The organism is Adhaeribacter aerolatus (genome assembly GCF_007991635.1).
GTDB lineage: Bacteria > Bacteroidota > Bacteroidia > Cytophagales > Hymenobacteraceae > Adhaeribacter > Adhaeribacter aerolatus.
Genome location: NZ_BJYS01000009.1, coordinates 130,818 through 157,230 on the forward strand (window position 1 = coordinate 130,818; position 26,413 = coordinate 157,230).

At 44.8% G+C, this 26,413-nt stretch carries 24 protein-coding genes; 21 read left to right on the plus strand and 3 right to left on the minus strand.

Features of this window, described 5'->3' with window-relative positions:
- The first annotated feature begins 71 nt into the window (after positions 1 to 71).
- From AAE02nite_RS08385 to AAE02nite_RS08450, 14 genes are all read left to right on the plus strand, one after another.
- A complete protein-coding gene (locus AAE02nite_RS08385) occupies positions 72 to 1,490 on the plus strand; it encodes an MBL fold metallo-hydrolase (protein WP_146896974.1) in 1,419 nt (472 codons plus the stop codon).
- Positions 1,491 to 1,533: 43 nt separating this feature from the next.
- Positions 1,534 to 1,857, plus strand: coding sequence for a rhodanese-like domain-containing protein (locus AAE02nite_RS08390; RefSeq protein ID WP_146896977.1), 324 nt, complete (start codon positions 1,534 to 1,536; stop codon positions 1,855 to 1,857).
- A 25-nt stretch (positions 1,858 to 1,882) separates the two neighbouring features.
- Entirely contained in the window at positions 1,883 to 2,689 is an 807-nt protein-coding gene (locus tag AAE02nite_RS08395; protein ID WP_146896980.1) for a universal stress protein, read from the plus strand.
- Positions 2,690 to 2,696: 7 nt separating this feature from the next.
- The gene (locus tag AAE02nite_RS08400) at positions 2,697 to 3,254 is read left to right on the plus strand and encodes a YeeE/YedE family protein (RefSeq protein ID WP_146896983.1); all 558 of its coding nucleotides are present in this window, start codon (positions 2,697 to 2,699) and stop codon (positions 3,252 to 3,254) included.
- Between the two features lie 3 nt (positions 3,255 to 3,257).
- The gene (locus AAE02nite_RS08405; RefSeq protein ID WP_146896986.1) at positions 3,258 to 3,671 is read left to right on the plus strand and encodes a DUF6691 family protein; all 414 of its coding nucleotides are present in this window, start codon (positions 3,258 to 3,260) and stop codon (positions 3,669 to 3,671) included.
- A gap of 271 nt (positions 3,672 to 3,942) precedes the next feature.
- Positions 3,943 to 4,386 (plus strand): hypothetical protein, encoded by a 444-nt coding sequence (locus tag AAE02nite_RS08410; RefSeq protein ID WP_146896990.1) that lies wholly within the window; start codon positions 3,943 to 3,945, stop codon positions 4,384 to 4,386.
- 114 nt (positions 4,387 to 4,500) lie between these two features.
- Positions 4,501 to 5,883, plus strand: coding sequence for a TolC family protein (locus tag AAE02nite_RS08415; RefSeq protein ID WP_146896993.1), 1,383 nt, complete (start codon positions 4,501 to 4,503; stop codon positions 5,881 to 5,883).
- A 14-nt stretch (positions 5,884 to 5,897) separates the two neighbouring features.
- On the plus strand, positions 5,898 to 9,074 hold the full coding sequence (locus AAE02nite_RS08420) for an efflux RND transporter permease subunit (RefSeq protein ID WP_146896996.1): 3,177 nt from the start codon (positions 5,898 to 5,900) through the stop codon (positions 9,072 to 9,074).
- Positions 9,075 to 9,106: 32 nt separating this feature from the next.
- On the plus strand, positions 9,107 to 10,255 hold the full coding sequence (locus tag AAE02nite_RS08425) for an efflux RND transporter periplasmic adaptor subunit (protein ID WP_146896999.1): 1,149 nt from the start codon (positions 9,107 to 9,109) through the stop codon (positions 10,253 to 10,255).
- 171 nt (positions 10,256 to 10,426) lie between these two features.
- Positions 10,427 to 11,080, plus strand: coding sequence for a TlpA family protein disulfide reductase (locus tag AAE02nite_RS08430; protein ID WP_146897003.1), 654 nt, complete (start codon positions 10,427 to 10,429; stop codon positions 11,078 to 11,080).
- A 47-nt stretch (positions 11,081 to 11,127) separates the two neighbouring features.
- Positions 11,128 to 12,363 carry an MFS transporter gene (locus AAE02nite_RS08435; protein WP_146897006.1) on the plus strand — a complete coding sequence of 412 codons (1,236 nt, stop codon included), beginning with the start codon at positions 11,128 to 11,130 and terminating at the stop codon, positions 12,361 to 12,363.
- A gap of 35 nt (positions 12,364 to 12,398) precedes the next feature.
- Positions 12,399 to 12,848, plus strand: a complete 450-nt coding sequence (locus AAE02nite_RS08440) for a rhodanese-like domain-containing protein (protein WP_146897009.1) — start codon at positions 12,399 to 12,401, stop codon at positions 12,846 to 12,848.
- A gap of 20 nt (positions 12,849 to 12,868) precedes the next feature.
- A complete protein-coding gene (locus tag AAE02nite_RS08445; protein ID WP_146897012.1) occupies positions 12,869 to 13,315 on the plus strand; it encodes a DsrE family protein in 447 nt (148 codons plus the stop codon).
- A 616-nt stretch (positions 13,316 to 13,931) separates the two neighbouring features.
- The gene (locus AAE02nite_RS08450) at positions 13,932 to 14,849 is read left to right on the plus strand and encodes a sterol desaturase family protein (protein ID WP_146897015.1); all 918 of its coding nucleotides are present in this window, start codon (positions 13,932 to 13,934) and stop codon (positions 14,847 to 14,849) included.
- Between the two features lie 53 nt (positions 14,850 to 14,902).
- Here AAE02nite_RS08450 and AAE02nite_RS08455 read toward each other — a convergent pair whose 3' ends face one another.
- Positions 14,903 to 15,373, minus strand: coding sequence for a hypothetical protein (locus AAE02nite_RS08455; RefSeq protein ID WP_146897018.1), 471 nt, complete (start codon positions 15,371 to 15,373; stop codon positions 14,903 to 14,905).
- Positions 15,374 to 15,752: 379 nt separating this feature from the next.
- Between AAE02nite_RS08455 and AAE02nite_RS08460 the strand changes: the two genes are divergently transcribed.
- The gene (locus tag AAE02nite_RS08460) at positions 15,753 to 16,142 is read left to right on the plus strand and encodes a Dabb family protein (protein ID WP_146897021.1); all 390 of its coding nucleotides are present in this window, start codon (positions 15,753 to 15,755) and stop codon (positions 16,140 to 16,142) included.
- A gap of 215 nt (positions 16,143 to 16,357) precedes the next feature.
- Here the strand turns inward: AAE02nite_RS08460 and AAE02nite_RS26235 are convergent, their stop codons facing one another.
- Positions 16,358 to 16,534, minus strand: a complete 177-nt coding sequence (locus AAE02nite_RS26235; RefSeq protein ID WP_170252550.1) for a hypothetical protein — start codon at positions 16,532 to 16,534, stop codon at positions 16,358 to 16,360.
- A 533-nt stretch (positions 16,535 to 17,067) separates the two neighbouring features.
- Here AAE02nite_RS26235 and AAE02nite_RS08465 point away from each other — a divergent pair.
- The 6 genes from AAE02nite_RS08465 to AAE02nite_RS08490 all read left to right on the plus strand — a co-directional run bounded on the left by AAE02nite_RS08465 (position 17,068) and on the right by AAE02nite_RS08490 (position 24,442).
- Complete coding sequence (locus AAE02nite_RS08465) at positions 17,068 to 17,901, plus strand: phosphatase PAP2 family protein (protein WP_146897024.1); 834 nt, start codon at positions 17,068 to 17,070, stop codon at positions 17,899 to 17,901.
- A 553-nt stretch (positions 17,902 to 18,454) separates the two neighbouring features.
- A complete protein-coding gene (locus AAE02nite_RS08470; protein ID WP_146897026.1) occupies positions 18,455 to 18,682 on the plus strand; it encodes a hypothetical protein in 228 nt (75 codons plus the stop codon).
- 504 nt (positions 18,683 to 19,186) lie between these two features.
- Complete coding sequence (gene msrA, locus AAE02nite_RS08475) at positions 19,187 to 19,744, plus strand: peptide-methionine (S)-S-oxide reductase MsrA (protein WP_218033454.1); 558 nt, start codon at positions 19,187 to 19,189, stop codon at positions 19,742 to 19,744.
- Positions 19,745 to 20,368: 624 nt separating this feature from the next.
- On the plus strand, positions 20,369 to 20,824 hold the full coding sequence (locus AAE02nite_RS08480; RefSeq protein ID WP_146897029.1) for a YsnF/AvaK domain-containing protein: 456 nt from the start codon (positions 20,369 to 20,371) through the stop codon (positions 20,822 to 20,824).
- A 52-nt stretch (positions 20,825 to 20,876) separates the two neighbouring features.
- Entirely contained in the window at positions 20,877 to 21,941 is a 1,065-nt protein-coding gene (locus AAE02nite_RS08485; protein WP_146897032.1) for a YsnF/AvaK domain-containing protein, read from the plus strand.
- A gap of 272 nt (positions 21,942 to 22,213) precedes the next feature.
- A complete protein-coding gene (locus AAE02nite_RS08490) occupies positions 22,214 to 24,442 on the plus strand; it encodes an alpha-galactosidase (RefSeq protein ID WP_146897035.1) in 2,229 nt (742 codons plus the stop codon).
- Positions 24,443 to 24,541: 99 nt separating this feature from the next.
- Here the strand turns inward: AAE02nite_RS08490 and AAE02nite_RS08495 are convergent, their stop codons facing one another.
- Entirely contained in the window at positions 24,542 to 26,185 is a 1,644-nt protein-coding gene (locus tag AAE02nite_RS08495; protein ID WP_146897038.1) for a glycosyltransferase family 39 protein, read from the minus strand.
- Positions 26,186 to 26,413 lie beyond the last annotated feature (228 nt).

A 26,413-nucleotide genomic window follows, 5' to 3' on the forward strand; every position in this document is an offset into this window, starting at 1 on the left:
CACTGAAACAAGCCTGGCTAGTGCCGACCTTTGTACTATCAATTTTAACAACGCATCTAAAAACAAAGAATATGAAAATCGAGCAAATTTATACCGGTTGTTTAGCGCAGGGCGCGTATTACATCCAATCCGGCGACGAAGCGGTTATTATAGATCCATTGCGGGAAGTGGGTCCTTACCTGGCAAAAGCCGAAGCGAATGGCGCCACCATTAAATATATTTTCGAAACGCACTTCCACGCCGACTTCGTTTCGGGACACGTAGATTTAAGCAAACAATCGGGAGCGCCTATTATTTACGGACCGAATGCCAATCCAACTTTTGCTGCCCATATTGCCCAAGACGGCGAGGTATTTAAAGTAGGAGAAGTTACCATAAAAGTGCTGCACACGCCCGGCCATACCATGGAATCTACCTCTTATCTGTTAAGCGATGAGCAGGGCAAAGAAACCGCTCTATTCTCCGGCGATACCTTGTTTATTGGTGATGTTGGCCGTCCGGATTTAGCGCAGAAAGCAGCCCACATGACCCAAGAAGATTTGGCCGGCATTCTATATGATTCTTTGCGGAACAAAATTATGCCATTGGCCGACGATATTATTGTGTATCCGGCACACGGCGCGGGTTCGGCCTGCGGCAAGAACATGAGCAAAGAAACTACCGATACGCTGGGTAACCAGAAAAAAACCAATTATGCTTTACGGGCTAACATGACCCGCGAAGAATTTATTCAGGAAGTTACCAACGGCTTAACGCCGCCGCCCGCTTATTTCCCGCTGAATGTAAAATTGAACCGGGAAGGCTACGAAAGTTTTGCCAAGGTATTGAGCCAGGGAACGCAGGCCTTAGAACCAGAAGCCTTTGAAGCGGCTGCGAACGAAACCGGTGCGGTACTACTGGATACCCGCGATCCGCAAATTTTTGCAAAGGGCTTTGTACCTAATGCTATCAATATTGGTATCGACGGCAGCTTTGCCCCGTGGGTAGGTACTTTAATTCCGGATATTCAGCAAGAAATATTAATTATTGCGGAAGAAGGCCGCGAAGAAGAAGTAGTTACCCGTTTAGCCCGCGTTGGCTACGACCACGCCATTGGCTACCTGAAAGGTGGTATCGCCGCCTGGCAAGCGGCCGGCAAAGAAGTAGATCAAATACAATCTGTTTCGGCCGAAGAATTGGCCCAACGGGTAGCGGCCGGCGAAACCGTGAATATCCTGGATGTACGCAAAGAAACCGAGCATTACGCCGAACATGTAATTAACTCGGAAAATGTGGCGCTCGATTATATCAATGATAATTTTAGTCAGGTAGATAAAAACAAAACTTATTACGTGCATTGCGCCGGCGGCTACCGCTCTATGATATTTAATTCCATCCTGCGGGCCCGGGGTTATGACAACCTGATTGACGTGAAAGGCGGCTTTAAAGCCCTGAAAGATTCAAATAAATTTCAGGTAAGCGCTTACGTTTGCCCCAGCACCCTGAAATAATTTTCGAAATAATCCATTATTAAAAATATTAAATTTTAAAGATATGTTTGCGACCTTATTTGGCAAAAAAGAAAGTGATTTAGCAGGTTCTGTTTTTAAAGAACAATTTAAAAACACCAACAATGCGGTTCTGCTGGATGTGCGAACTCCGGGCGAATTCCGGAGTGGCACGATACCGGGGGCAGAAAACCTGGATGTGATGGCGGCTGATTTTAAGAGTCGGATTAAAAAGCTGAGCCCCCAGAAAACTTATTTTGTGTTTTGCCGGAGTGGCAACCGGAGCGCCGGGGCGGTCGCTTTATTAGAAGAGCAAGGTATAAAAGCCTATAATTTAACCGGCGGTATAGGCGCCTGGCCCCGGAATTAGTCCGGGGCCACCTATAAATACAAATATGGAAACGCTCAAAATATTAATACCCGTTGACTTCTCGGCTAGTTTTAAATTTGCTCAGGCCATGGTCGAGGTAATTCAAAATACCCGGCCAACCGAAGTATTTCTGCTGCATGTTATCCCGGCTACGGGCAACCTTGAAGATTTAGAAGACACCGAAGCCCATCTCCGGCAAAGTACAGAAGCGGCTAATTCTGCGTTTGCTTCCTTACAACCCAGCTTCACTTTTAAAAGCTTTGTAAAAGTAGGCCCGGTAGTGCAAACGATAAATAATTTTGCCGGGGAAACAGGCGCAGACCTGGTGGTAATGGGGACCAAAGGCGCTGATGGCCTGCTGGAATTTATTTCGGGTTCCGAAGCGCAGCACGTGGCCCGTTATTCGGCGGTACCGGTTATGACGGTGCAGGGCGCTTACCTGCCGGCAAAACTACAGCATGTTCTGGTGGTAAGTGATTTTCAAAACCCAACGCAACATCCGCCCCTGGAATTAATTAAAACCTTGGCGGCACCGGATGCAACCATGCATTTGCTGCATATTTTACAACCGCAGGCGTTAAACCAGGTGGCGGAAATAAAAGCCCACATGCAGGAATTTGCGTCTTTAAATGGTTTGAATAACGTGGAACTGCACTTGCACCAGGAAAACAAAGTGGACGAGGGTGTTTATCATTTTAACCAGGACCACCAAATGGATTTGGTGTGCATGGGCACCCATGCCCGCAAAGGATTAAGCCACCTGTTTTACGGCAGTATTGCCGAACGGCTCATTAATCATTGTTCAAAACCGGTACTCACGTACCATTTATAAATAGATTATGCTCGAATTGCTTAGCCAGCCCTGGCCCTGGTATACTTCTGGTGCGGCCATTGCTTTTATTATGGTTTTACTCTTGTTTTACGGCAAATCGTTTGGTGTTTCGGCTAACCTGAGAACCATGTGTACGATTGCCGGCGCGGGTAAAAAAGTTAAATTTTTTGATTTTGACTGGCGGACCCAGAAATGGAATTTGTTATTTCTTTTCGGCTCGGTACTGGGCGGCGTTATCTCTTCTACTATTCTGAAAAGTGATGAGCCGTTGCAGCTATCCGCCGCCACCGTAAATGACCTGCAAACATTAGGTATCCGGTTTGACGGCCAGCTTAATCCTTCCTCTTTATTCGGGTGGGAGTTTATCACTTCGCCCAAAGGATTTTTAATTCTACTGTTGGGCGGCATCCTGGTAGGCTTTGGCGCCCGTTACGCCGGTGGTTGTACTTCCGGCCACGCCATCAGCGGGTTATCTAATCTGCAAATCCCTTCTTTGGTAGCGGTGGTGGGCTTTTTCATCGGCGGTTTAATTATGACCCATTTAGTATTACCCTTAATTTTCTAAGACATGAAAGGATTAAAATATATAACAGCGGGTATTTTGTTTGGCATAATCATGGCTAAGTCCGAGGCCATTTCGTGGTACCGCATTCAGGAAATGTTTCGCTTCCAGTCGTTCCACATGTATGGCATTATTGGCACCGCCGTCGTGCTGGGGGTTATAGCCGTTTACCTGATTAAAAAATACAGAATAAGAGATATCCAAGGCAACGTAATCGCCTTTCAGGACAAAGACCGCACTTGGCCACGATATATTATTGGCGGTACTATTTTCGGCTTAGGCTGGGCTTTAACCGGCGCTTGCCCGGGGCCTATGTTTGTAAATATTGGCTACGGATATTTTGCCATGTTTATCGTTATTTTTGGCTCTTTAGTGGGCACTTATTTTTATGGCATTATTAAAGATAAAGTACCCCATTAAATATATTTGTAATCAGTTATAAGTTTAGAACCTGTTTGGCGTTTTGTATTGGTAATTCCACCAGCCCGCAAGTTGCAAACCAGCTTTTATTTTGCACGGAGGTAAAGTTGAAATAGACCTAGAAATTAAATTTATCTGGCCGGCTGTTTAGATAAAAACAGGGCGTAAACGAATGTTAAATGTAATTTTAGGAACGCTAAACAGGTTCTTCCATTAACCTAAAAAAGGTATTATTTTGATTTACTTACTTTAAAATTTACTTTTGTACCCAATGCAGAACCAATATACACTTAAAAACAGCCTTAAAAGTTTCCCTATCCGGGCAGCGGCCCTGCTGTTTTTAACCTTGTGTTTATTGATTTCCTGCCCGTTAAAACGGGAACTGAAAACTGCCTTTTTGGGGCATGCTCCAACCGGCAACCAATCCGCTGCTGCGCAGTTTCCGAAGCAAATTACTAATAATGTTTCCGCCTATGACTTTGAATTAACCTGTACCAAAGTAGTGCATTCCTTTCTGGATGAGGTAGAAACTAACTCCTTTTTTCAGAAATTTGATTTTAAGAACCCGGCCGTATTTTTAGTAATATCCCTGGCTGGTCTTTACCTGTTACTCCTGGCTGCCAGGGGTAATAAAAACATTCCGCATACTTTTCCTGTCGGCTTCCTGGCCGCTAAGATTCCGCTATTCCTGCGGTACCGCCAACTGGTAATCTGATTCCTTTTCTGCTCTTTTTTTAGCCCGGCGCCGCTTGGCCTGTGGCTTATCCTGTTTCCGCTTGCTTAACCGGCAAGGTCGGAGGCGCTTTTCTAATATTTTAATTTAAAGAGTATGATAAAGCGAACCCTTTATCTGGCGGGCATGCTACTGCTTTTGGTCAGGGTGCAAACCTATTCCCAAACCCTTTCGGAGCTTTCCTTAACCAAAGCCTGGGCGCTAGGGGTCAATAATTATCCGGCTTTTGCCGAAAACCAGGCCCAAATAAGCGCGGCTGCTTACCAGACCCAATTAGTAAAAACCAAATATTTACCCCAGCTGCAAACGCAGCTACAAAATACCTACGGCACCTATGCCGGCAGCGCGGGGGCCTTTTTCCCGTTGCCCGGCCTCTTCAATGTAGCCGGTAATACCGCCTTGGAAAACCGGACCGGTGCGACCACGAATCTATACGGGTCGGTGGTGATGGATTGGAAAATATACGATTTTGGCCGCCGCACGAAAGAATTACAGGTAGCCCGGCTGCAGGAAGGTGTAGTTAAAACCCGCTTAAGTGCCGCGCAACTGGCTGTGCAGGCGCAGATTAGTTATCTGTACCTGGCGGTTCTTTATAACCAGGCCAATGTAAAATGGGCCCAAACCAATGCCGTGCGTATGCAGGAAGTGCTGGCGCTGGCCAAAAGCCTGGCCGACGCCGGGCTAAAACCGGGGGCTGATACCTTGTTTGTGCTGGCCAGCTACCAGCAGGCCTTGGCCGAAAACGGCAACTGGCAAGGGAAAGCCCGGGCGAGTAAAATTCAATTAACCGAAGTCATCGCGGTGCCAACAGATTCTTTCACCTTGCCCGATAAAGCTTATTTATCATCCGCTCCCGCTAGTTTGTTGGGGCTGGCGTCCGCTGATACAACCCGCCATCCTTACTTACAGGTGCTGCAGCAACAGGTAGAAGTATCCCAGGGGCAAAAGCAATTAACCGCCCGGAAAGTGTTTCCTTCCTTTTCTTTTTTAGGAGGGCTTTCCACACGCGGCAGCGGCTTATCAGCCGAAGGCGTCCGCCCCGGTTGGTACGCCGGGCTGAACAACCGGGCGAATAACTACCTGACGGGCGTGGGTCTGACCTTGAATATCAATTCTATTTATAATACCCGGCTGGAAAACCGATTGGCGGAGCAGAACATCCTGGCTTCCCAGTCGCGCTACGCGGTACAGGCTTTAAAACAACAAACCACCCTGCAAGCGATTGCGGCCCGCCTGCAGGAACAGCAAAAACAAATGGCCAATGCCAAGCAGGCCGTCCAGAATGCCCAGCAAGCCTACGAGTTATATGTTGCCCGTTACGAGAGCGGCTTAATCAGCATGACCGAATTACTGCAATTGCAGTTTTTGCTGCAGCAAGCCGAAAAATCAGAGATTGAAGCCTATCAGCAGTTCTGGGCCCAAGTGGTGCAGCAAGCGGAATTAACCGGTGATTTCTCTTACCTGTCTAACCAGTTTTAAGCATCAAACCCAATATGAATATAATACGATTTGCGCTCCGCAAGCCAATTACCATTATGGTGATGGTACTGGCGATTGGCTACTTCTCTTTTACGGCCATTCGGAAGATTAACGTGGATATCTTTCCCCAAATTGAGTTGCCAACCATTTACATTGCTATGCCTTACGGCGGCTTAACACCCGCCTATATGGATGGCTTTATGGCCAATGAATTCCAGAAAGTGCTCATTTTTGTGAGCGGCGTCAAGGAAATAGATTTTAAGAGTGTCCAGGGCTTTACGCTCATGAAGCTTTCTTTTTACCCCGGCACCGACATGGCCCAGGCTACCGGCGAACTATCGGCGCAGGTTTCGCGGGCGATGGGTTTCCTACCACCCGGTGCGGTGCCGCCGCAAGTGGTGCGCTTCGATGGCAGCTCGCAGCCCATCGGCCAGCTGGTGTTTGAGAGCCCGCAACGCTCCATTACCGAATTGCAGAACCTTGCCTTAACCCGCATCCGACCCATGTTCGTGAATATTCCGGGGGTAACGGCACCCGCTCCGTTTGGTGGTAACGCCCGGACGATAGTGGTAAAAGTGAACCCGGAAGCCATGCAGTCCTACGGTTTGTCCGCCGAAGAAATTACGGTGGCCATTGCCCAGAATAACTTGCCGGCACCGGCCGGTAACATCCGCATCGGTAACCAGAACCTGATGAGCCCGGTTAATTCCATTGCGCGCAGCCCGGAAGAATTCTTAAATATTCCGGTACGCACCGGCAGCGGGCCTACGGTTTTTGTGAAAGATATTGCCGCCGTAGAAGATGCTGCCGATGTAACTTCGGGCTACGCGGTTATTAATGGCAAGCGTTCGGTGTACCTGCCGGTTATCAAAAAAGCAGATGCTTCTACCCTGAAAGTAGTCGAAAATTTAAAAAATTCGATTCCCATGCTCAAGGCGGCTTTACCGGCAGATGTGGAAGTAAAATACGTTTTTGACCAGTCGGGTTACATCGAAAGCTCGCTGAACAACCTGGTGCACGAAGGCATTCTGGGGGCAGTTCTCACCGGGTTAATGGTGTTTCTGTTTTTAGGAGATAAGCGGGGCGCGTTGATTGTGGTGCTTACCATTCCCATCGCCATCCTAGCGGCGGTAATTATGCTTTACCTGTTCGGCCAGACCATCAATATTATGACGCTGAGCGGGCTGGCGCTGGCCATTGGTATCCTGGTAGATGAAGCTACTGTGACCATCGAAAATATCCATCAGCATTTTGAAATGGAAAAACCGAAGGAACGGGCCATTCTGGATGCTTTGCTGGAAATATCCATTCCGAAATTACTCATTCTGTTTTGTATCCTGGCGGTGCTGATTCCTTCTTTTATGATGACCGGCATTCCGAAAGATATGTTTTTGCCTTTGTCGCTGGCCGTGGCCTTTGCCATGATTGCTTCTTTCATCGCCTCGCAGACCTTTGTGCCCATTTTGGCCAACTGGCTCATGAAAACCGATAATTTCCACCACCACCGCCCTAGTTTTCAGAAGAAAAAGCTAACGCGGTTTGAGAAATTTAAAAGGCGCTACCTGCTTTTTATGAAATATGCCCAGCAACGGGTGACCGGGGTGCTGGTCAGTTACGCCGCGGTTGTTATCCTGCTAATAGGCGCTGGCGTTTGGCTCATTGGTACCGATATTTTACCCGCCAGTAACAGTGGTGATATCCAGGTAAGAATTGTCACGCCGCCCGGCTCCCGGCTAGAGAAAACCGAAGATTATCTGCGGCAGGTAACGGCAGTTTTTCATCAGCAACTGCCACCGCAAGCCATTAAAATCAGCTCTTCTTACGTGGGCTTACAACCCTCGGCCACAGCCATTAACCCCATCTTTATGTTTACCAGTGGCTCCCACGAAGCGGTGCTGCAGCTTTCCATTGACCAGGATATTTTTGGCGGCTCGGTGGAGGACCTGAAAGAAACCGTGCGGCAACAGGTGCAGCAAAAGTTGCCGGAAGTAAAACTCACTTTTGAGCCGATGGAATTGGTGCAGAAGATTATGAGCCAGGGTGCCATGACGCCAGTCCAGATAAAAGTAGCGGCCGGGCAATTGAACCAAGCGGGGAGTTACGCTGCTAAAGTTGAAACAGAGCTTAAAAAGGTGCCTTTCCTGCGGGATGTCCGGATAGCGGAACCCCTGCAATATCCGTCGCTACAGATAGAAGTAGACCGGCAAAAGGCCGGGCAATTGGGTTTAACCATGCAGGATGTTACTAAGGTTTTGGCGCTGGCGACTTCTTCTACCCGCTTTACCAATAAAAATTTGTGGCTCGACCCCAAATCGGGACTGGTTTTCCAGACCCAGGTGCAGATTCCCGAAGCCGATATGCAAAGCCTCGAAGAACTCCGCCTGTTGCCTTTAAAGGCAGGACAGCCCCGGCCGATATTAGAAGATGTGGCCACGTTAACCATGACCAAAATGCCGGCCCAGGTAAACCGCCAGGGACCCAACCGCTACGTAACGGTTCTGGCCAATACCCACCACCAGGATTTAGGTGCGGCTGCTACCGCCGTGCAAACGGCACTGAAAAATGCCGGTGAACCACCCCGGGGCGTTCTGGTCAAAACCGAAGGCTCGCTGAATTTGCTGGCGGATACGCTGGCGGGTTTACAAACCGGCTTGCTGGTAGCCATTGTGGTCATATTCCTGATGCTCACGGCGTACTACCAATCTTTTGCCGTTTCGGCGCTTATTTTATCCGTGGTGCCGGCCGTAATTGGCGGCAGCTTGCTCCTGCTGCTGGCTTTCGGCAGCACCCTCAATTTACAGTCTTACATGGGCATTATTATGTCGGTGGGGGTTTCGGTATCCAACGCCGTGCTGATGATTAACCAGGCCGAATTTAACCGGTTGGAAAAGGGGATGTCAGCGCAACTAGCGGCCCGGATGGCGGCTTCCTCGCGGCTCCGGCCTATTCTGATGACCAGTTTGGCCATGATTGCCGGGATGATTCCAATGGCCTCCGGTATGGGCGATGGCGGGGAACAAGTAGCACCTTTGGGCCAGGCGGTAATCGGCGGGTTACTTTTTTCCACCATCACGGCTTTATTGGTGTTGCCGCATTTATTCGCCCTGGTGCGTCGTAATTCTTCCCGCCTTAGCCATTCCCTGGACCCGGATGACCCGGAAAGTAAGTTTGCCGTGCTCCAAGCCGCTTAAGTTAAATCACAAAATTTTAAATATTTCCAGTCATGAACTACCTTAAATATTCCTTTATACTATTATCTGTCCCGGTTCTGCTGTTAGAAAGCTGTACCGGTAACCAGGCTGCAAAACCAACCGCAACCAAAGATGCGCCGCCGGCCACCCCCACCGTACAAGTGAGCCCGGCCACTGCGCAACAGCCGGAATATACCCTCACCCTGCCCGGTGAATTAATGCCTTACGAACAAGTAGAGATTTTCCCCAAAGTAAAAGGCTTTATTAAAGCGCTGTACGTGGACCGGGGTAGCGAGGTGGAAAAAGGACAGTTACTAGCTTTGTTAGAAGCACCGGAAATTACCCAGCAGTATTTAGCGGCCCAAGCCAATAGCCAGAAATTGTACGAAAATTTTCTGTACAGCAAACAAAGCTATAACCGCTTAAAGAAAGCGGCCGGAAAAAGTGGCGCGGTAGCTGCCATTGAGCTTGATAAAGCCCAGGCGCAACTGCGCAGCGATAGTGCCGCTTATGCCGCCGCTAACGCCAATACCCGCGCTATTGCCGAGATGCGGAGCTACCTGCGCATCCGGGCACCTTTTGCGGGTACCATAACCCAACGCAACGTGTCGGTGGGTGCTTTGGTGGGCGAGAACACCGCTAAAGGAGCCGCCTTGTTTACCATCGCGCAGCAAGGCAAACTGCGTTTAACTATTGCTATCCCGGAAAAACACGCCCAGTCTCTCCAGCCGGGCACCAAAGCTACCTTTACCGTCAGCGGCCGGCCCGGCAAGGTTTTTACTTCGTCCCTCTCCCGGAATGGTCTTATCGTAAACCAACAGGAGCGTTCGGTTACCGCGGAATTTGACGTGAGCAACTCAGATAAAGCTTTAAATGGCGGGGAATATGCCCAGGTAAAGCTCACCCTGCGCCGGCCGGATGCCACCATGTGGGTCCCGGCAGCAAGCGTGGTTCGCGCCCAATCCGGGGTATTTTTATTGAAAGTGCAGGATGACCAGGTGCAAAAAGTCCCCGTGAGCGAAGGTATCCGCCGGGATTCGTTGCAGGAAGTATTCGGCGAAATTACTGCGGGGGATTTGGTAGTGCGGCAAGGAACGGAAGAACTGGCGGAAAATACCCAGGTGCAGATTACTACCGCTGCTAAGCCAAAACAGAAAGTGGCCCAGGCCGATAAGCCATAATTATCGCAGCGCTATCCCAATGATTAGCAAAGGACAAAACAACTTTCAATTGTTGACTTCCCTGTGACTGTTGTCACATAAGTTCTCTTAAATGCAGGGTAAATTTGTAAACAAGAAAAGATAAAACTTAAGCGCTTATTTGGTTTTATCGGCACAAGCATTAATTAAAACATGATAGATATAAAGCAAATATTTAATAAAATACCCGGCTGGGTTTACACCTTGGTTATAGTCGGATTCTTATACCTGACCGGTCTCCATACCCAAATTATCGGGCAGGTACAACGGTTGGTATTGGCTACCGGTCTGCTAAAACCAAAAGTGCCGGAGCTCTCGGAAGCAACGCCAACTACCCAGGCGGATGGTGCCAATAAACCCACTGCAACCCTGCCGGTTTACCCAGTGGCCGATTATAATTTTACGCTTAGAACCCTGGCGGGTGAAACGGTTACGATGGAATCGTTGAAAGGGAAAGTGATATTTATGAATTTATGGGCGACCTGGTGTCCGCCTTGTATTGCCGAAATGCCCAGTATCCAGAACCTGTACGAAAAAGTAAAGTCAGATAAAATAGCTTTTGTCATGGTTTCCTTAGACGAAGACCCAGCGAAGGCGCAGAAATTTATTCAGCGGCTAGGTTTTACCTTCCCGGTTTATACTCCGGATGGCTATATGCCGGCGCAATTCGGTTCCGGCAGCGTTATTCCTACTACTTATGTAATTTCTCCCGATGGCCATGTGGTCGTACAAAAAGATGGTATGGCCCAGTACGATACGCAGGAATTCCGCGACTTTCTGACTTTCCTGGCGCAAAAGGCTATTTAATCTTCCTGATTAGAGAGCCTTAATTTTCAAACCCAAACCAGCCAACTATGCTCACCTTGGAACAAAAAGAAATAAAATTAGGCTTGCAGGAGAACTGGCAACAGTTTTCCTGGCTGGTTCTGGTTACCGGGTTTGTGGGTGGCATGGTAGGCATCGAGCGCACGTTGTTGCCGCAACTGGCCGAAGAAGAATTTCATATTGCCTCTACTTCGGCGGTCTTATCTTTTATCGTGGCCTTTGGTATTACCAAAGCACTCACTAATTATTTTACAGGGGCACTAGCAAATAAATTAGGCCGGCGTAAATTATTAATCATCGGCTGGCTGATTGGTTTGCCCATTCCCTGGATACTGATGTATGCTACTTCCTGGAACCTGATTATTGTGGCAAACATTCTTTTGGGTTTAAACCAGGGGCTAACCTGGTCGAGTACCGTGGTGATGAAGATAGATTTAGTGGGTGAAAAAAACCGGGGCCTGGCCATGGGGCTGAATGAATTTGCCGGTTACCTGGCGGTAGGACTGGTGGCGCTGCTAACCGGTTATCTGGCTTCCCGGTACGGACTCCGACCTTATCCGTTCTTAATTGGGGTGGTATTCTCCGTGCTGGGTTTATTAATCAGCACCTTTATTATAAAAGATACGGCGCACCATGTAGCCGTAGCGGAAACAGCATCGGATGACAAACTACGACTACGCCATGTTTTTAGGGACACAACGCTTTTTAACCGCAACCTGAGCAGTATTACCCAGGCCGGCTTAGTAAATAATTTAAACGATGGCATGGTGTGGGGGCTGCTGCCAGTTTTACTTTCCAACCGGGGTTTTTCGCTGACGGAAGTTGGCCTGGTTACAGCCGTGTACCCGGGAGTATGGGGTTTTGGTCAATTGTTTACCGGGCGTTTATCCGACTTTGTTTCCCGGAAGGTTTTACTATTCTGGGGCATGTTATTACAAGGAATAACCTTGCTGCTGTTGGCAGGGGCCGCAGCCTTAAATCAATTTATAATCCTGGCTGCCTTTTTAGGACTGGGTACGGCCTTGGTTTATCCCACGTTTCTGGTAGCCATTTCCGAAAATACCAATCCTGGCCAACGGGCTGAAAGCTTGGGTGTATTCCGGCTGTGGCGTGACATGGGTTATGCAGTTGGTGCATTAATTACCGGCTTTCTGGCAGAGTATTATGGTTTATTGTCACCGTTATTTTTCATTGGCGGGTTAACGTTGCTTTCGGCTATGGTTATAAAATTCCGGATGGTCTCAGGCAGAAGCAGCGCTAATTAAATCTACTTTATTTTTTTATACAAATCATATCCTAAATGAACCCAAGAAAAATCAAATTCTTACTAACAGCCTTTGTATTGCTCTCGGCCTTACCTCTATGCATGAGCTGCTCCACTAAATCTACTGCGGCCGACGTAGAACTAAACCAGGAAAAACCGGAGGCCGAACCGATAAAAGTGCTAAACAGCCAGGAAGCGAAAAAGCTGCTGGCCCAACAACCCAATACAATTATCCTGGATGTGCGAACGCCACCGGAATTTGCTGGTGGCCACTTGCAAAATGCCCAACTTATTAATTTCAATGCGCCGGATTTTAAGGAACAAATCAAGCGACTTGACCCCACGCAACCTTATTTGGTGTATTGCGCCGTCGGCGGGCGGAGCAAATTAGCTGCCGATATAATGCATAAAATGGGTTTTAAGCAGGTTTATAATGTCAGTCAGGGTTTCAATGCTATAAAAGAAGCCGGTGTACCAGTTAAATAACCAAATAATTTACAAGATTTATGAATTTCAGAATCGTTTTAATAATCGCTTTTTTCTTCATTGGCTTGGGTGTTAATGCGCAGGTAAAACCCCAAAAAACTGCTTTAAGCAAGACCACAACAGCTAAACCGCACCGCGTCGTTTACGACGTAACTAATGCCGATACGGCAGTACAGGCCTCTCTGGTGCGGCAGCTCAACAATCTCAAAAGAGGGTGGCCCGATGCGCAGGTAGAAGTAGTGGTGCACGGCAAAGGCTTGGATTTAGTACTAGGACAAAAATCTTATAAGGCAGCTGCCATTAAAGACTTACAGAAAAAAGGAGTAGTATTTGCCGCCTGTGAAAATACCATGCGTTTCCGGAAAGTAACTATCGCCGACCTTTTACCGGGCGTAATTACGGTGCCCATGGGGGTGGGAGAAATTATTATGAAGCAAGAACAAGGTTGGAGTTATATAAAATATTAAAGCGTGCGGCTGATTTTAGTTTAGTTGTTTGGGAGTAAAGGCTAGCTCTATTTAGAGCTGGCTTTTCGCAAATTGGAATTTCGATATTACCATGCAAGCACTATTTAGATTATTGACTTTTAACTGGTTGTTACATGGTGTGCATTTTCTAAATGCCCAAACGGTTAACCCGAAATATAAGAAGTTACTTGAAAAATTGTACCAGAAAATAGTTCCACTCATAACCGTAACGGAAGCAGCTAAATGGCAAGCTACAGAGCCAGAATTAATTTTCTGGATTCCCGCGAGAAAGAGTAGTATGTAATGAGCCCTATAAAAATGCCAAATGGGTGGGATATAAAAATTTTGATTTATAAAGATTAGGTAATATTCCCCGGCAAACGCCAATGGTAGTTTATTGTTCGGTTAGTTACCTGAGTAAGAAAGTGGGCGAAATGCTTATAACAGTGGCAAATACCAACAGCTATAATTTATATGGCAGCTTATTCGAATGGGTTAACCAAGGTCAGCCTGGGTAGAATAACCAAGAAGACAGAACCGCAGCAGCACATACTTACTCCCGCAGTTGGGGAAAGTGGTTACAGCAAGGGAAAAAGGTTTAATAGGGAAGCAAAAAATGGAAAAATATCTAGATATATTCTTAAAATCGTTTACAGATTATGGTGGGTATCTGGTGCGGGAAGTGCTATACCCTGGCTGGGGCAACTATTTTTATTGGCTGTTGGGCCTCTCCTTGTTTTTCTGGCTGCTAGAAATAATAATGCCCTGGCGGCAGCACCAAGCCAAAATTCGGCAGGATTTCTGGCTCGATGGTTTTTATATGTTTTTCAATTTCTTCTTGTTTTCCTTGGTAGGGTTTAATGCTATTTCCAACGTTGGGGTGCAAGCATTTAACGACTTCCTGGCTCTTTTTGGCTTGCAGAATTTGGTGGCTTTCGAAATTCATTCCTGGCCGATTTGGGCGCAGCTTTTAACGTTGTTTGTAGTGCGGGATTTTATTCAATGGAATGTGCACCGGCTCTTGCACCGGGTAGATTTTTTGTGGGAGTTTCATAAAGTACATCATTCGGTTCAGCAGATGGGTTTTGCCGCCCACCTGCGTTTTCACTGGATGGAAACAGTCGTTTACCGGACTTTAGAATACATTCCGCTGGCCATGATTGGCTTTGGCATTCAGGATTTTTTTCTGGTTCATATTTTTGCCACCGCAATTGGTCATTTTAACCATTCTAACTTTAAGCTGCCGCTGGGCCCGCTCCGTTATATTTTTAACAACCCGCAGATGCACATCTGGCACCACGCCAAAACAATACCCCGCCAGTATGGCATTAATTATGGCATTAGTTTAAGTATTTGGGATTATATTTTTTGCACGGCTTATGTACCCGCAGATGGCCGGGACATTCATTTAGGCTTTGAGGAAGTGGAAACCTATCCGGATAATTTTCTGGAGCAGCAAACCTTCCCTTTCAAAGGCACGAGCGTATTAGCCGGGAAAAACAATTACACCGAAAATGGTCCGGCAAATACCTAACCTTAAAGACCTAAATTATATTATACGCTTGGGTTTTGGTTTAAAGTAAATCTTTAGACCAGGCTCCTTTCATTTAAAGGCTCGTCCTTAAACAATAACCAGGTGCGGGCACTCGTAAAATCCATAAATACCTGGTGTTCAATTACCCCATTCTCCTGGTACTGCTGCTGGCCTCTACTGGTAAAATCCGTACTATTCATTAAAACGTTGTAATCTTCCAGAACAACAACTGCTAATTTCAATATCGAGGAATTAGAAGCCAATTCTATCCAATCAGTCAGGATCCATCTTTTTTCTTCGGGGCTGATAAAGAAAATATTCAGGTCGCTGATTAGCCAGTATTTTATTCCATTCTGATGGGTTAATTCCAAAGCTTGTAAAAAGCCTGCTTGACGTTCTGCCAGACTAATTTGTCGCTTCCATTCTAATAATAATAACGATTCGGAAAGGTTTAAAGAAATAAGAACAAACTCATTTTCAACTGCTGTGGCTGGGAAATTTCCAGATACTCTATATTGATTCATGCACTAAAACGCTATTAATTCATAAAATTAATAAAAATACTACTATTATCCAATAAATATCTAAATAAATCTATATTAACTAATAATTGCTTTCTATTACATGGCGGGCAAATATTATCTGCTGTAGTAACACCAATATTTTATTCGTGAATTCGCTTCATCAGCTAATTGGTTAAACCATTTTTTAACATAAAAACAGTTTCTTCAATATTCTTGTTTATTTAATTTCCTCCCTGTTGTAACGCAGTCATAAGTTCATTATTTTGCTTGCTAGTTGCCTGATTAATAACGATTGCTGCAGGACCTGTTTATACCTTAATACTTAAATAAAACTTTACAATCCAGCAAATATTCATAGATTAAACATTCAGATTAAACCATGAAAAATAACAGATTTATTATCCTGATAATATTGCTAATTTGCTTGGGTACTGGCTTTTATTTAAAAGCAAACACCCCAAAAGAAAAGAAACTCCGGCATGTGGTTGCTTTTAAATTTAAGCCCGGTACTACCACTGCCCAAATGCAAAAGGCCACCGTTGATTTTCTTAACCTGAAAAAACTTGTACCCCAGATAACTGAATTAGAAGGCGGGCCGGATATTTCCTTTGAGAAGAAAAACGGCAAATTTACGCACTGTTTCGTGGTGAGTGTAAAAAGCAAGGCAGATTTAGATGCTTACGGCGCTCACCCAAATCACAAAGCATTCAGCAGGTCGGTAGATCCGCTTTTGGCCGAAGTAATGGTAGTAGATTACTGGACCGAATAACATTTTAAACTTGGTAAATTGCCTTAATGAGGCATCAAGAGTTACTTAAAGAAAAATTAGATTTACATCTATTTTCCGGTTCTCCCAATAGAAGGCTTAAATTAAAAAAGCCAATCCGAAAATCTGGACTGGCTTTTTAATTAACTTCTTTTAATTTGTTACGGGTAAGCAATTTTATTCAGAAATCCGGAAGCCAAATTACTTACTTCCCGATATTATTCTTCGGCAGGCTGAATGGCTCCATAAATTACCGGGCTAAAGAAACGCAGGTTTTCCAGAATACAAGTCATGCTATAAAACTTTTTCGGATCTACCTCCGGATGCTCAGCCATAGCTACCAGAAAGGTTTCTATGGCCTGGGTATATTTATCGTCAAATTCTTCTTTTGTCATCTCTATTGCTCTTCCCGGTTTACCAACCTTGTAAATAAATCAAATTTATTAATTACTGATTTGGGTTTAAGCATTTAAATAATAATTCTTTTCGTTTCGCCTCAAGCTGCAACCTGAGTTATAACTTTCCGGATAATACTTTAGTGCGATTTAAATCAAATATTTTCTAGTGGATAATGTTTACTTGCTGACAGCATAAACCTGGATATTTTAACAGATACCGGCCCCCAATTATTAATAAATTCCCTCCATAAACTCTAAGAAAATAAAGACAGAGATTAAAGTATAATACAGAAAGCATTAAAGCTACTTGTTAAATCTGTATTCACCTTTATTTATCTTGTGCAGTTAATTAATGAATATTGATAAGTCAAGGTTGAATATAGCTTTAACGGAGCAACTGTAACCTAACTCAAAATACATTGAATTAATCTTAATTGCCTGTTTAGGTACCTGGTAAATAATTTTGGATTCGGATTCAGCCAAAAGAGAATTATTTCGTAAATACCAACCAATATTAAAACTCATAATTTATGCAGCAGGTTAACCGCTATTATCTTTTAGTGATTTTATATTTAAGTATGCTCAGCCCGGGCAGTTTAATGGCCCAGGAAACCGATACGCTAAAGAAATACCAGGAACCGGTAACAGCTCCCCCACAAAAGGCCCCATTTTTTAAATTTAAAATTTTTAAAGCCACCGCAGTACCCGCCGTTCTTATTGGCTATGGATTAACCACCATCAAAGACAATGGCCTTTACAGCAGTTACGATGCGCAAAGAGATATTCGCCAGCAATTTCCTAACTTTCATACCCGCGCAGATGACATTCTGGTGTTTGCCCCTTTTGCCGAACTGGCTTTGGCAAATTTACTGAATGTTAAATCGAACAACGATTTTCTGAATACCGGATTGGTTATATTAAAGGCAGAAGCCATCAACGGTATACTGGTACTCGGCTTAAAAAATACCACGAATCAACTACGTCCGAATGGCGAAAACCGTTACTCTCTGCCATCCGGCCATACCGCTCATGCCTTTCTGGCAGCGTCTATTCTGCACACAGAACTACGCCACAAAAGCCAATGGTACGGCATTGGTGCGTACACCATTGCCGTTAGCGTTGGTGCTTTGCGGATGTTAAATAACAAACACTGGCAATCAGATGTGCTGGTTGGTGCGGGTATAGGCATTTTGTCTTCGCACCTGGCTTATTTATCACACCGTAATCGTTGGGGCCGGAAGCCTTCCGTAGTGGTAATACCTACCTATATCTTCGGTACGCCGGGTGTGGGAATGGCCTTAAACCTGGATCAGGTAAAAACCAAAAAGCCGCCAACAAATTTTTATTTAAAGCAAAATAATTAATCAAAACCGGATTATAACTTTTTATCATCGATTATACGGCGCCGTTGCGGCTCTAATTATTGATTGCCTTGAGCCTGCTTATTACCCCAAGTAGCTGCTCAAAAAAGTAAGTGACCGTTAGCGTTAAAATAATAAAGGCTCATCCGGCTTTATCATCTTATAATACCTGCATAAGCAGCAGGATAAAACAAAAATGCCTTTAAATAATTATTTGCGGCTACGCCATCACAAAACCATCTATTCAGGAATTTACTCCAATTACTCCATCATTAAATATGGATACCAGTTTATTCAAACTTCCTTCTGCCAATGCAACAATTTACGTGTCAAATGCAGCAATTACTAAAATAAACATAGCTTACGTGTATTTATTACTTTTGCATTAGCAGCTTTAATTCTTTAGGTTGAACAAAACTGCTCGCTTAAAAACATTAGCGCCGATGGGTAGTGCAGAAGTAAAATTGTCAAATAAAGTTTAGATTAGTTTTTTATAATTAAAAATAATTTATACGTTTATCAAAATTTTATTTTAAACCCTTAAACACACGCATCTATGACCAAGTTTGAAGAGGTAATCGAAACCTTAAAATTTGCTGAAAAGAATAAAGAGCAGTTAAATGCGATTACTTCAACTTTACAAAAAGTAATTACAGAACAAAGAAAAAGCGTTGAAGCTTTAGAAAAACTGTTATCTGAAATTGAATCTGGTAATGTAACACCAGCTAAAAAACGGGGTGGATATCGGGGACGTAGAAAAAAAGAGGAAGGCCAACAATCCTAAAATAAAAAAAGGAAGCATTAAATGCTTCCTTTTTGATTTAAATAAATTAGAGTTAACTGTACATTTATTTGAATCTGTATTATTGCAGCTAACTCTATATAAAATTAAAACCTTAATCAATTTCTGCCCGTCAGAAAAACAGCTTTTGCTGAATGCCGCCTTAGTTACTGATTACAAATTTAATATCCTTAGAATTAGTCGACAATCTTGCTGTCAACACACCGCCAGCCTTAAACAAAATACAGCTTAATTCATCGCGCAAAAACTTCATCAAACCATTAGTTGATTTATCTTTGCCGGCCGTATCATTTTTATTATGCCGTTTCTGTTTCACGCCAAAAGAGTTTGCACTACCACCTAAAAAACTAAAACTACTACTTTTGTTACGTTAAACGCAATACCGGGTAAAACAGCATGGGCAGATATTTTTTGGCAGTTTGCATAACTTAAATTCCAGGTTTTGGTTTAATAGTTATTAACCTTAAATAAAATCAGGAATAATAAATGGAAACCGGAAACAACATGCAACCCGCTGCGCAGTACCAACTAGCTACCTTTGCCGGTGGCTGTTTTTGGTGCATGGTTAAGCCTTTCGATCAATGGCCGGGCATAATAAGCGTAGTATCGGGCTATACGGGTGGCCACATAGAAAACCCCACTTATCAGCAAGTTTGTTCTGATACCACCGGGCACTACGAGGCCGTACAAATAACCTACAATCCACAAGTAATTTCGTACGAAGAAATTCTTTCGGTTTTCTGGCAGCAAATAGACCCGACAGATGCCGGAGGCCAATTCGGTGACCGGGGTTCTTCTTACCAAACAGCAATTTTTTACCATAACCCGGAACAAAAAGAACTAGCCGAAAAATCGAAAAGAGAATTAGAACAAAGCGGCACTTTTAATCGCCCGATTGTTACGCCTATATTACCAGCCAAACCATTTTACCCGGCCGAAGATTACCACCAGGATTATTATAAAAAGAATCCGCAGCACTATCAGCGCTACAGCATTGGGTCGGGCCGGGCTGGTTTTCTGGAAAGGCATTGGTCCGGAAAGTAAAAAGCGAATATTAGTATTTGGGCGTGGCTGTTATCCTAACCACGCCTCCCTTTTATTCAATGATTGCGAACTCTCCTTAAATATCTGAAACCAGTTAAAGTGGTTTAGTAATTCCTAAGATGTAAGTGCCTTGGTTCAATTTTATTCCCTCATTTAAGTACGGCTGGTTAATATTAACTTCTGAAAAACTTTGCTCACCCGAAAGTGATTTAGGTTATAAACTAACTCCTATCAATGGTATCCTAGCTGCCTTTAGTTAGTATTTATCTATAGGCCACTTGCCGGAATTATTAGCTATTTAACTTTGGTTAATGGCTTACATATTATCTGATCCAGACGAGCTTAACCCTAATTTTTCTTTGCCGTTACTTTTCTTACAAAACTTATACCCACTTCTGAAAATACAATTTATTCACATAAATATAAAACTCTTAATAAATAAGATAATCTATATATTATTTATTTATTTAATTACTTAACAATATTTTAAACCTAAATAAATAATCTAATCGGGTTACCACACCTAGGGCATTTTTTATAAAAGTGCAATTTTTATTTTTGAAATAAGTAAACTAAATCTAGAGCGGGGCCGTAAATTAATGCCTACTTAACCACTAACCACCAATGATAAATATTGCGATAGAGTCTGAAGCGGAGGAATCAAAGAATGAGAAGAAAACGGCTGCCAAAGGTGGTCATTCATTTGTAATTCCGGTAGTAGAAGAACAGGCGCAAATTGGCAAGCAGGTAGTTGAATCGGGGCGAGTACGCATTTCCAAAAATGTGCAGGAACAGGAAGAACTCATTAATGTTACGCTTACCCACGAAGAACACCAGGTGGAAAGAGTACCGGTAAATGAGTATGTAGATACCCCTCCGCCTCCCGTTCGCTACGAAGGCGACACTATGATTATTCCGGTTGTGCGGGAGGTAGTACAAGTACGCCTTTTGGTAGTAGAAGAGCTCCATATCACCAAAAAGCAAGTACAAACGCAGGTAAACCAGCCGGTAACCCTGCTAAAAGAAGAAGTACACGTGGAGCACCAAAACAACGAGCCGACGAATAACCAGCCGGCTTAAACAATCTTTTTTTATCACCTTAATTTTCTAACCTTAAAAACTAAGTAAAACTATGGCACAAACCGTAATAGGAATTTTCGACAATAGCAGCCAGGCCAATACCGCCGTGGAGCAACTTACCAGCAGTGGCATTTCGCGCGACCGCATTGATATTTCAGATCGTAGTAGTTACAACAACGACAACGATAGCTATAACAGTACTAATGACCGCTATGACAATGACCGGGACGATGACAGCATTGGCGGCTTTTTCCGGTCTTTATTCGGCGGCGACAACGACGATGATGCCCGTAAATATTCTACAGTAGCCCGCCGGGGCTGCGTAGTTACAGTACACGCCCAAAGCGATGATGAAGCGCATCGGGCTGCTGAACTATTAGACGATTATGGTGCTGTAGATGTGGATGAACAGGCCGCCCGTTATGGTTACACCGGTGCTACCGGCAGCATGGGTACCGCCGGAAGTTCGTTGGCTACAGGTGCCGGCATAACCGGTATGCCCAACACCAACACTACTAACCTAACTGGTACCACCGATACCGATTACAACCGCAATAATTTAAATACTGATTATAATCGTACTACTTCAGATACCGATTATAACCGGAATAATTTAGATACAGACCGTTTAGATACGGATAGATCTATTCCGATTATTGAAGAAAATATTCAGGTAGGCAAGCGGGAAGTAGAAACCGGTGGCGTACGGTTGCGGAGCCGAATTGTAGAACGTCCGGTAGAAGAGCACCTGCGCCTGCGCGAAGAACGTGTAAACGTAACCCGCAACCCCGTTGATCGTCCGGCCAGTGATGCCGACCTGAATACTTTCCGGGAAGGCACTATTGAACTGACCGAACGCGCCGAAGTACCGGTAGTGAACAAAGAAGCCCGCGTGGTAGAAGAAGTTTCTTTAAATAAAGAAGTAGAAGAACGCGACGAAGTGGTTCGGGATACGGTACGTAAAACTGAAGTTGACGTAGAAAACCTGAACCGTAATAACCTGGACACAAACCTGCGGAACAACCTGGACACTGACCTGAACGACCGCGACCGGTTAGACTTAGATAACGACCGGAGAAGAACTGATTTGGACGGTGACCGTTCAACTGCTCTTTAGATTAGAGAGTTATATTTATAGCAAAAGTGACGGCTTTCCAAAAGCCGTCACTTTTTTTTTAGGCATGTTAGCCAACCTCGAAACTTGTCTAGTTAAAAATATTCCTGTTTAGCTTTGCTAGCGGCTAACTTTCTTCCTTTCTCATTGCCGGCACCAAATATTAAGGGTTTTTTCGTAATAATTAAATAAATTCGGGCGCTAAACTATTAGATATTTTATTTACTTGCTTGCGCCTAATGGCAAACCCCAAATTTTTATTCCTTATCTTATTTATGTTATTTTTTAACTTTAATAAGCCATTCCGCCAGTGGCAACCAACCAAAAGCAATCTTTTGTTTTCGCTTTTCTTTTTAATAACATCCCAGGTGTTGGCCCAAAAGCAAATCCTAATTCCTATCGAAACCCGGCAGCATGCTTTGGCTTTACAGGTGGGCGCCGATCAGCGCGTGGGAATTACCTACTTTGGTAAAAAATTAAAGACGCCCGCCGAATACCAGTATGTACCAGCCATGTACCGGCGCGGCGATGATTATTCCGGCATTCTGAACGCAGCTTATACACCGGCAGGCTCCCGCAACCTCGTAGAGCCGGCCATTCAGGTAACGCATTCCGATGGCAACACTTCTTTGGATTTGCAGTATGTGAGCCACAAGGTGCAGAAAATCGATAAAAACGTAAGCACTACCAGCTTGCTGCTCCGCGATCCGCAACATCCTTTAGAGGTTACCTTGTTTTATAAAGTTTACTACGATGAAAATGTAGTTGAACAGTGGTCAGTCATCAAAAATACCCAGCAAGGCCCGGTTACGCTCCACAAATACGCTTCAGCCAACTTGTACTTAACCGCTGATCGTTACTGGCTTAAACACTACCACGGCGACTGGGCCAAAGAAATGCAAACCGAAGAAACCCAGCTAACCACCGGCATTAAGGTACTCGATTCTAAACTCGGAACCCGCGCCAATTTATACCAGCCACCCACTTTTATGGTTTCGCTGGATAAACCCGCTACCGAAGACGAAGGACGGGTGTTGTACGGTTCGGTGGAATGGTCCGGCAATTTCCGGGTAGATCTGGAAGTTGATCCGCTAAATAATTTGCGGATAATTGGCGGGATCAATCCTTTTGCTTCGGCCTACACCTTAGCCCCTGGTCAGGAATTTAGTACGGCGCTTTTCCTGTATACTTATTCTGAAAACGGTAAAGGCGAAGCCAGCCGCAACCTGCACCGCTGGGCCCGTAAATACCGTATTCTGGAAGGCGAAGGCAACCGCCTCACGCTGCTGAACAACTGGGAAGCCACTTACTTCGATTTTAACGAACCCAAACTGGCCGAACTGATTAAAGATACGAAACGCTTAGGCGTAGACATGTTTTTGCTGGACGATGGCTGGTTTGGTAATAAATATCCGCGCAACAGCGATAAAGCCGGCTTAGGTGACTGGCAGGAAAACGTACAAAAATTACCACACGGCATTGGCTACCTGGTAAAAGAAGCCAAAAATAACGATGTAAAATTTGGTATCTGGGTAGAACCCGAAATGGTAAACCCGAAGAGTGAACTCTACGAAAAGCATCCCGAATGGGTCATCAGGCAGCCGGGCCGCGAAGAGCACTTGTACCGTAACCAATTGGTGCTGGATTTGAGCAACCCGCAGGTGCAGGATTTTGTGTTTAACGTGCTGGATAACATCATGACCAAAAATCCGGGAGTAGCTTTCTTTAAATGGGATTGCAACGCCGTTATATACAATGCCCACTCCTCTTACTTAAAAAACCAGTCGCACCTGTACGTAGATTATGTAAAGGGTTTGTATAAAGTGCTGGATCGGTTCCGGGCCAAGTACCCCAAACTACCCATGATGCTTTGCTCCGGCGGTGGCGGCCGGGTAGATTACGCGGCCCTGAAATATTTCACGGAGTTCTGGCTCAGCGATAACACCGATCCGCTGGAACGCATCTTTATGCAGTGGGAATATTCTTACTTTTTCCCGGCCATTTCGCACGACAACCACGTAACCGACTGGGGCAAACAGCCCATTAAGTTCCGCACCGATGTAGCCATGATGGGCAAGCTGGGTTTTGATATTGTGGTAAGTAAGCTGGAGCCCAAAGAGTTGCAATTTTGCCAGGATGCCATTAAAACCTATAATTCTATTAAAGATGTGGTCTGGCACGGCGATTTATTCCGGTTGGCCAGCCCACGAGAGCATGATTATGCCTCGTTGATGTACGTGAACGAAGCGAAGAACCGGGCTGTACTTTTTAACTATATGGTTGGCAGCCGCTATGGCGCCGGCACGGACTCCCCTATCAAATTAAAAGGCTTAAATCCGGATAAAAAATACAAACTAAAAGAACTTAACCTTTATCCTGAAACCCGCACGCCGATAAAAGAAGATGCGGTTTACTCCGGCGATTACCTCATGACCGTGGGCTTCAACCCACTTTTAAACACCCGCCGCACCAGCGTAATTCTGGAACTAACCCAGGTGAAATAAGGAAAAAATTTAAACTAAAAGAAAAAGGCTGGTTTCCTGAAGAAGCCAGTCTTTTTTATTACGGATGCGGCAAAACAAAAAACCAGGCAACCAGAAAAGCTATTTAGCGGAGAAATCGAACAGGCTTAGCTTTACATCTAAGGCATTGTAAGTAAGCACTTCCTTTCCCATGGTTAAAAATTTATCGTGCAGCTTTTTACCATCAACTAAGTCGGCATAATAGTAGGCCGGTGTTCCTACAATTTCCCCTATTTTACTAGCGTAATAGGTATTATAAATTACCCAAACCCTCTTTTTACCTGCTAAGGCCTTAAAATCTGGTTCTAAATTTCGAAAATACGCCTCTGTACTGTTAGATTGATACCGCACATCCCTTCCTTCTATGGCATCAAACTTTAAGCCGTAAGTATCTTTGTAAAATTTATAGGTATGCTGCGCATTCCAATATATATAAACCACATCGCCGGGCTGAAGATGATCATTTACATAGAGAAAAACTTCGCGGTGATAAGCCTTTTTGTAACCGCCAAACAAGTGCGGATTTATGACCTGAGCGATTGAACTTACCACCGGAATAATCAATAACAAGACCGGCAGAATGTAACGGAACTCCGCGCGGGCCGGTAAACGGGAGGCTAAATAAGCTGCGCCGGCGGCGATAAAAAGGATAAACAGGGGTGCCAGGAATACAACCAATCGTTCGTAAAACGGGTAAATTTTAAGGCCGGATGCCAGCAGGGTCAAGAACAAGGGCAGCACCAGCACCCAGAATAACTTCTGATTTCGCCGGTAAACGGTAAACAAGCCGGTACCCAGAAATAAAAGTGGTAAAACCGGCAATCTGGCTAGGAAATGGAGCACCGGATTTTGGAGGTGCGATACTTGCCACAATATACCCAAAGGATAAAAAAACATTTTGTACAAAGTACTGCCAAACCATTCCAAGTCGGCTAGTGAGGTTGGCGGCAAAGGCATAAAGCCACCCTCGTTCTGAAACCAGATTACCAACCACTCCGAATCGGCGTATTTATTCGTAAACATGAAGAAATTAAGGGTAAAACTCAGCAGCCAGATAGTACCGGTAATAATAATGCGTAAAAGTCCCGGCCAGTTTTTTTGGCGTAAGTAATAAATGCCGATGCCTCCGGCCATGCCCGCCAGAATAAATATAGAAGCATAGGAAAACCAGATGATAAGCGCGCCCCAAAAGCCCCATGATAAAACGGCTTTAATATTTTGCAACTGATGGTAGCGGTTATACAGGTATAAAGCAACAATAGTAGCTAGTAGTTCGGTGCTGTATTGCTTCATTTCAACGGCGTGGTATACCAGAGGTGGCGCAAATGCCAGCACCCCTACCGCTACAACTACCCCTATGGGCTTAAGCAAAGCCCGACATACCGGCACAAAAAGGAATAAAGCGGCAATCCCCGACAATAGTGGAACTACCCGCAAGGCCATTTCGCTTTTACCAAACGCCAGTACGCAAAGCTTTACCAGCCACAAAAAGCCAATGGGTGCTTTTTGCTGGTAATCTAAGGCCGGCGCCATTAACTCCAGAAAATTCATCCGGACTAAGCTGCTGGCCAGGTAAATCTCGTCTACCCAAAAAGAACGATTATCCAGGAAATGAAATAGGCGTAACCCTACCCCCGCTCCAACCAAAACCCAGACAATCGTTTGCCACTTACTACGCCGGTTATATTCCTGCGCTTTATCGGTTAGAATGAGTGTTTTTGTCATTTCTTTTGGATAAGCTGCTTAAAACCTAATGCTATTACCAACGAGAAATGAGGGAGGTTATTCTGGTTACGCTAAAAATAACCGATCCGGGCAGCAAGTTCAAATTTAGCAGTACGCCGATAAAACCTCCTTCAATATGCTTTGCAGGCTATTACAAGCCCATATGATAGAATAAAATTTAATTTGCACCCAGAGTTTATAATATTCGTTTTTCAGCCCCCAGGGCGC